The sequence below is a fragment of the Caballeronia choica genome, from assembly GCF_001544535.1.
In the GTDB taxonomy this organism is placed as follows: Bacteria; Pseudomonadota; Gammaproteobacteria; order Burkholderiales; family Burkholderiaceae; genus Caballeronia; species Caballeronia choica.
Genome location: NZ_FCON02000262.1, coordinates 1 through 6,287 on the forward strand (window position 1 = coordinate 1; position 6,287 = coordinate 6,287).

At 65.6% G+C, this 6,287-nt stretch carries 4 protein-coding genes and 1 pseudogene; 2 read left to right on the forward strand and 3 right to left on the reverse strand.

Translation table 11 applies throughout. The annotated features are described in order from the left end of the window. Positions 1 to 545: pseudogene (locus tag AWB68_RS50290) on the reverse strand (hypothetical protein); the annotation flags it as partial. Continuing rightward, positions 493 to 1,983, reverse strand: a complete 1,491-nt coding sequence (locus AWB68_RS41755) for an MFS transporter (RefSeq protein WP_087650003.1) — start codon at positions 1,981 to 1,983, stop codon at positions 493 to 495. The pseudogene AWB68_RS50290 and the gene AWB68_RS41755, both read right to left, overlap by 53 nt. 165 nt (positions 1,984 to 2,148) lie before the next feature. On the opposite strand from AWB68_RS41755, the gene AWB68_RS41760 reads away from it, so the two are divergent. Further along, positions 2,149 to 3,408, forward strand: a complete 1,260-nt coding sequence (locus tag AWB68_RS41760) for a TIGR03862 family flavoprotein (protein ID WP_087650004.1) — start codon at positions 2,149 to 2,151, stop codon at positions 3,406 to 3,408. 7 nt (positions 3,409 to 3,415) lie between these two features. Here AWB68_RS41760 and AWB68_RS41765 read toward each other — a convergent pair whose 3' ends face one another. Then, entirely contained in the window at positions 3,416 to 4,588 is a 1,173-nt protein-coding gene (locus AWB68_RS41765) for a methyltransferase (RefSeq protein WP_087650005.1), read from the reverse strand. A gap of 169 nt (positions 4,589 to 4,757) precedes the next feature. On the opposite strand from AWB68_RS41765, the gene AWB68_RS41770 reads away from it, so the two are divergent. Then, entirely contained in the window at positions 4,758 to 6,047 is a 1,290-nt protein-coding gene (locus tag AWB68_RS41770; RefSeq protein WP_087650006.1) for an SGNH/GDSL hydrolase family protein, read from the forward strand. The last annotated feature ends 240 nt before the right edge of the window (positions 6,048 to 6,287 follow it).

The following is a 6,287-nucleotide window of genomic DNA, read 5'->3' on the forward strand; positions in this document are numbered from 1 at the left end:
TAGGCATCGGGCATCCAGTCCTGCGGCTCGATCTTGCCGTCGGCCTGCATCACGGCGTCGAAGCGTTGCTGCTCGGGAGAGGCGTTGGCATCGGGCGATGTGCCGAGAGACTGGACGTTGCCGGGGATATCGAGGGATTGGGTGTACATGACGATCGCTCGCTCAGGGGAAGTCGCGGTTGGGCGATTATAAACCGACCGGCCGGTCGGTTTATAACTTTTTTTGAGATGGCTCTGAGAAGTTTCGCCTTGATCGTCGGCGGGCGGGTGGCGGAAGAGGAGATTTTTTGCGCGACGCGGGGCGGCGCGTGGGAACGCTGCGGGCACAAAAAAAAGCCGCTCCAGACGGAGCGGCTTTTCAGCGGATTTGGGGACTGGCGCCTCTGAGGAAAATGTCAGCGATGTCCTCGCACCCTTTTCTTCGGTCGAGAATCCCGCCGGATACAGCCTGAATCCTCGAAAAACGGCGAAGGCCGTCCAGAAGCCGTCCGCTTCAGGAAAGGCTTCGCGCTGCCGCCGGCGTGAAATCCTCCGCGTCGACGTCATAACCCGACGGTTCCCAGCGAATCGCCAACAAAGCGATGAGCCCGATGAGCGGCGCCGCGGCGATGATCCAGAAGACCTTCGTCCCGAGCGCCGCCGACAGCACCGGGAACAGGAACAGCGAAACGGTCGAACTGGAGCGCATCAGCGTCTGGTTGAACCCGACGCCGACGCCGCGCAGCGACGTCGGATAGCTGAGCGACGCGAAGGTCATCGTATGCGAGCCGGGGCCGAAGCCTTGCCCGAGCAGGAAGGCAGCGAGGAAGGCAATCGCCGTCACGACTTCGACGCCGTTGCCCGGTCGGCCGACGACCGCAAGCCCGACAAGCGCCACCAACTGGAACGCATAGCCGAGCAGGCTCAGCTTCCACGCGCCGACCTTCGGCACCGTGCGCACCGCGATCAACCCGCCGACGAACGCAAAACACAGGTTGAGCGCGAGCGAGGCGAGGATAGTGGTGAGCATCGACTGCTTGAGAAAGCTAGAAATGATGACCGGCAGGCCAAAGGCGACCGCGTTGTAGGCAAACGACGACGCGATCGAGAGCACGGTCGCGAGCACCGTGCGCCGCAGGTAGACGCCGCGCAGCAGCGCGCCGTAGTTGCTCCACGACGCCTTGCGCGGCGCTGGCGCTGACGTCGAGTGTGCCGTGTCGACCCGCGCATCAATGCCATAGGAGCGTTTGAGAATCGCGGCCGCCTCGGGCAGATCGCCCTGATTGGCGGCCCATACCGGCGACTCGCTGATGTAGCGACTGCGAATGGCGATGATCACGATCGCCGGCACCGCGCCGAAGCCGAGGATCAGGCGCCACAGCCAGCCCGAATGGCTTTCCGGCAGCACGGCGTACAACCCGAGCACGAGCAGATAGGAGACGCTGATCGCCGCATACCAGGTCGGACACCACATCGCGATGCGCGCGGCCTTGTTGCCGCGCCCCTGAAGCCGCGAAAACTCGGCGAGAAACGCCATCGCGACCGGCAGATCGATCCCGACACCGAGTCCCATCACGAAGCGTGCACCGCCGAGCACCCAGGCGTTCGGCGCGAGCGCGCAGGCGATCGCCGCGACGACGAAAAAGAACATGTCGGCCATGAAGACGCGATAGCGCCCGATCTTGTCGGTGAGATAGCCGCCGATCAGCGCGCCGACGATGGCGCCGAACGTAATCGCCGACGCGACGAAGCCCGTGCCGGTCGGCGTCAGGGAGAATTCGCGGGCGATGTCCTTGACGCCGAACGCGAGTGCGCCGAGATCGTAGGCGTCGAGGAATACGCCGCCGAGCGCGATCGCGACCACGATGCGGGCATCGCTGCCGATCGCGGCGCCGCGGTTGACGAGGCTGGAGACATCGGCGGCGCTGCGGATGACGGGCCGTGGATCGGCGGCGCCTGGAGTGGCCGGCGCGTGGACGCGCTCGGGCGCAATGGATGCAGACATGGGAGGAACCGTTTAGAAAAGATTGACGAGGCAACGATCGCGCGATGCTACGTGTTCGCGGGCGCGCGGCCAAATTCATTTTTGTTATTTGATGACTTACGGGCGCCGGGCCGCTTGCCGATTCCCGGGTGCGACAATGTTGGCTCGTTATCCCGCGAGCCAAGCATGCCGTCAGCCACTCCAAATGAATTTCCGCGCGTTGCCGTGATCGGCGGGGGCCCGGCGGGCCTGATGGCCGCCGAGGCATTGGCCGTCGGCGGCGCGCACGTCGACGTGTACGACGCGATGCCGTCGGTCGGCAGGAAGTTTCTGATGGCGGGCAAGGGCGGCATGAATCTCACCCATTCCGAAGCTGCCGATAAATTCCTCGCACGCTACGGCCCGCAAGCCGAGCACATCGCGCCGCTGCTGCGCCGTTTCGACGCCGAAGCGCTCAGGCGCTGGGTCCACGAATTGGGCATCGAAACGTTCGTCGGCAGTTCGGGCCGCGTATTTCCGACCGACATGAAAGCCGCGCCGATGCTGCGCGCGTGGCTGCATCGGCTGCGCGAGTCGGGCGTGCGCTTTCATATGCGGCATCGCTGGACCGGATGGGCGGACGAGACATCGACGGCGCTCGTCTTCGCCACGCCGGACGGCGAAGTCCAGGTTCGCGCCGATGCCGTCGTGCTGGCGCTCGGCGGCGCGAGCTGGCCGAGGCTGGGCTCGGACGCCGCCTGGGTGCCGCACCTCGAAGCGCGCGGCGTGCGCGTGCTGCCGTTCCAGCCTTCGAATTGCGGCTTCGATGTGTCCTGGAGCGAGCACTTCAGCAGCCGCTTCGCGGGCGAGCCGCTCAAGTCGGTGGCGCTCGGGCTGCCGCGCGGAGAGGGCGTCGACTGGCGGGTCGGCGAGTGCCTGATCACGGCGAAGGGCATCGAAGGCAGTCTGGTCTACGCGCTGTCGGCGCCGATCCGCGAACGCCTGAATCAAGGCGAGGGCGCGGGCACGCCGATTCTGCTCGATCTCGCGCCCGGTCTTTCGCAGGAACGCGTGCACGAAGAAGTCGCGCATCCGCGCGGCGCCCGGTCGATGTCGAGCCATTTGCAAAGCCGCCTGCATATCACGGGCGTGAAGGCAGCATTGCTGCGCGAGTGCGTGAGCAAAGAGGAATTCGCCGATCCGCGGACGCTTGCGCGGCGCATCAAGGCGTTGCCGCTCATCGTTCTGCGACCACGGCCGATTGCCGAGGCGATCAGCAGCGCCGGCGGCGTCGCGTTCGAATCGCTCGACGCGCATTCGATGCTCACGGCGCTCCCCGGCGTCTTCTGCGCCGGGGAAATGCTCGACTGGGAGGCCCCGACCGGCGGTTATCTGCTGACCGCCTGTCTTGCAAGCGGGCTGGTCGCGGGCGAGGGCGCGCTAGCCTGGCTCGCGGCGCGCGTCTGAATCTGAATTACGCGGCCACCAGCCGCCAGAGCGAAGTCACTTCCTTCGACCGTGCGGCATACAGCGGGTCGGATTGATCGGCGGCGCGCGGGTGGTGCGGTTTGACATCGAGCCGCCCGTCGACCTTCAACCCGGCCGCGTCGATCCACTCCTGCAATTGCACGCGCGTGCGCAAGCCGAGATGCTCCGCGAAGTCCGACAGGATCAGCCAGCCTTCGCCGCCGGGCGTTAGATGCGCGGCGAGGCCGTCGAGAAAGCCACGCAGCATTTGGCTATCGGGATCGTAGATCGCGTGCTCGATCGCCGAACTCGGCCGCGCGGGCAGCCACGGCGGATTGCACACGACGAGCGGCGCGCGGCCCTCCGGGAAAAGATCGGCTTCGATCACGTCGACTTGCGTCGAGAGACCCAGCCGCTCGATGTTTTCGCGTGCGCAGGCGAGGGCGCGCGGATCGAGGTCGGTCGCGACGACGCGCTCGACGCCGCGCTGCGCCAGGAGCGCCCCGAGCACGCCGGTGCCGGTGCCGATGTCGAAGGCGAGTTTCTTCGACGGCAGCGGCTGGTCGGCGACGAGTTTGATGTACTCGCCCCGCACGGGCGAGAACACGCCGTAGTAGGGGTGAATGCGCGCGCCCAGTGCAGCGATCTCGACGCCCTTTTTGCGCCATTCGTGGGCGCCCACCAGGCCGAGCACCTCACGCAGCGACACCACCGACGGCTGATCGGGCGGCCCGTACGCTTCCTCGCAGGCATCGCGCACGTCGGGCGCGCGACGCAGCGGAATCGCGTATTGCTCGTCGAGCGGGAGCAGCAGCATTGCCAGCGTGCGGGCGCGCTGCGATTGCGCGAGCCGGTGCAGGTTGAAGGTGTCGATCGGGGAACGCGGCGGCGTTTCGTCGGTCTTCTTCTTCGCCTTTTTCGGTTTATGTTCGATACGGCGCGCGACCGCCTGCAACAACTGGCGCGCATTCTGGAAATCGCCGCGCCACAGGATTGCCGTGCCTTCGCAGGCCAGGCGATAGGCCGAATCGGCGGTCATCTGGTCGTCGCCGATCACGACGCGCTTCGGCGGTGTGTTGCCGCTTTCCGAGCGCCAGCGCGCCGAGCGGCTTTCGCCGTCTTCCTCCCAATGAATCTGCTGCGGACTGGCGATGGTGCTGGCGCGGTTGCTGGATTGCATGTGCATTGATACCGATACGAGGTGGGGCGGCGATTGGCCGTATGGCTACATTCTGAGGCTTTTTGGCGGAGAGGCCGGATTTTGGGTGTGAGGGCACATCGGTGTGACGCTGCGAGGCGCGTCGTCGATCAGGCACAATCGATGTTTTGTCCCGCCCGCCGACCATCGAATGAAGCTCCGAAATCTTGCCGCCCTGTGCGCGAGTGTCCTGTTTGCGCAGTTTTTTCCCGTATCGAACGCCCTTGCCGACGCTGCCGCGGACACGCCAGCCGGCGCCCACTGGGTGAGCGCCTGGGCGACGGCGCTGCAGGCTATCCCGCAGCAGGCGAATCTTCCGCCGCTGTATCGTGCGCCCGAGGTCGGCGGCCGAACCGTCCGGCAGTTGATTTATCCGCGTCTGACCGGCAAACGCGTTCGTCTGCGCCTGAGCAATGTCTATGGAACGGCGCCGCTCGTCGTCGAGGCAGTGCATGTCGCGCGCGCCGTGAGCGGGAATAGCGCGGCGGCGCGTCCCGGAACCGACCGCGCCGTCCTGTTCGCCGGCCACGAAAGTGTGACGATCGCGCCGGGCAACCAGCTCGACAGCGATCCGGTCGCGTTCGATGTCGCCGCGAATCAGCCGCTCGCGGTCAGCATCTATATAGGAAGGGACCAGAAACTGGTCGCCTGGCACCGCGTGGCGAGCCAGACCAACTACGTGTCGACGCCCGGCAACCACGCCGATGACACGTCCGCCGACGCGTTCCGCACCAGGTTCACGCAGTATGCGTGGCTTGCGAGCGTTGCCGTCGACGATTCGTCTGCGCAAAGCGTTGTCGCGATCGGCGATTCGATCACCGACGGCATGCGCTCGACGTCCAACACGAACCGGCGCTGGCCCGACGCTCTCGCGCGACGCATGGCGGAGAAAGGCGTATCGGGAACGGCTGTCGTGAACGCGGGGATCAGCGGCAATCGCCTGCTGAGCAACTCGCCGTGCTACGGCGAAGCGGTCCTCAGCCGTTTCGAGCGCGATGCACTACGCCAGCCGGGCGTGCGGACGATCATCGTCCTGATCGGCATCAACGATATCAACTTCGCCGCGATGCCCGCGCGCGCCGGCCTCGACTGCGACAACCCGCACACCGAAGTGACGGCCGACGCGCTGATTCGGGGCTATCAGCGCTTGATCGCGCAGGCGCACCAGCGCGGCATCAAGATATATGGGGCCACATTGACGCCCGCGTCGCTGCCGCCGGAACGCGAAAGCATTCGCGTCGCGGTAAACGAATCGATTCGTTCGAGCCGGGCTTTCGACGGCGTCGTCGACTTCGATCGCGCCCTGCGCGACCCGGCGCGTCCGGATTCCCTGCAGCGGCGATTCGACAGCGGGGACCATATCCACCCAAGCGACGCAGGCTATGCGGCAATGGCGGACGCGGTTCCGGTCGACGCCATCGCGCCGCCGCAAGCGCACTGAGAGAGCTAATAAATTTGCGTCATACCCTTGTCATTGGCATCTGCTTCACCTACTATTCGACTCCTCGTTTCAAGACGAGGACTGCCGCGGAAACAGGCGGTCTCCGAAGTCGGTAAGTTTGGAAGCGAAAGCGAAAAACTTGTTGACGAGGAGAAAAGGATTCTTCATAATCTCGTTTCTCTGCTGCTGATGCAGCGACGCAAAACGGAAGCGCCCCGGTGCTTCGGCGACTGACAGGTT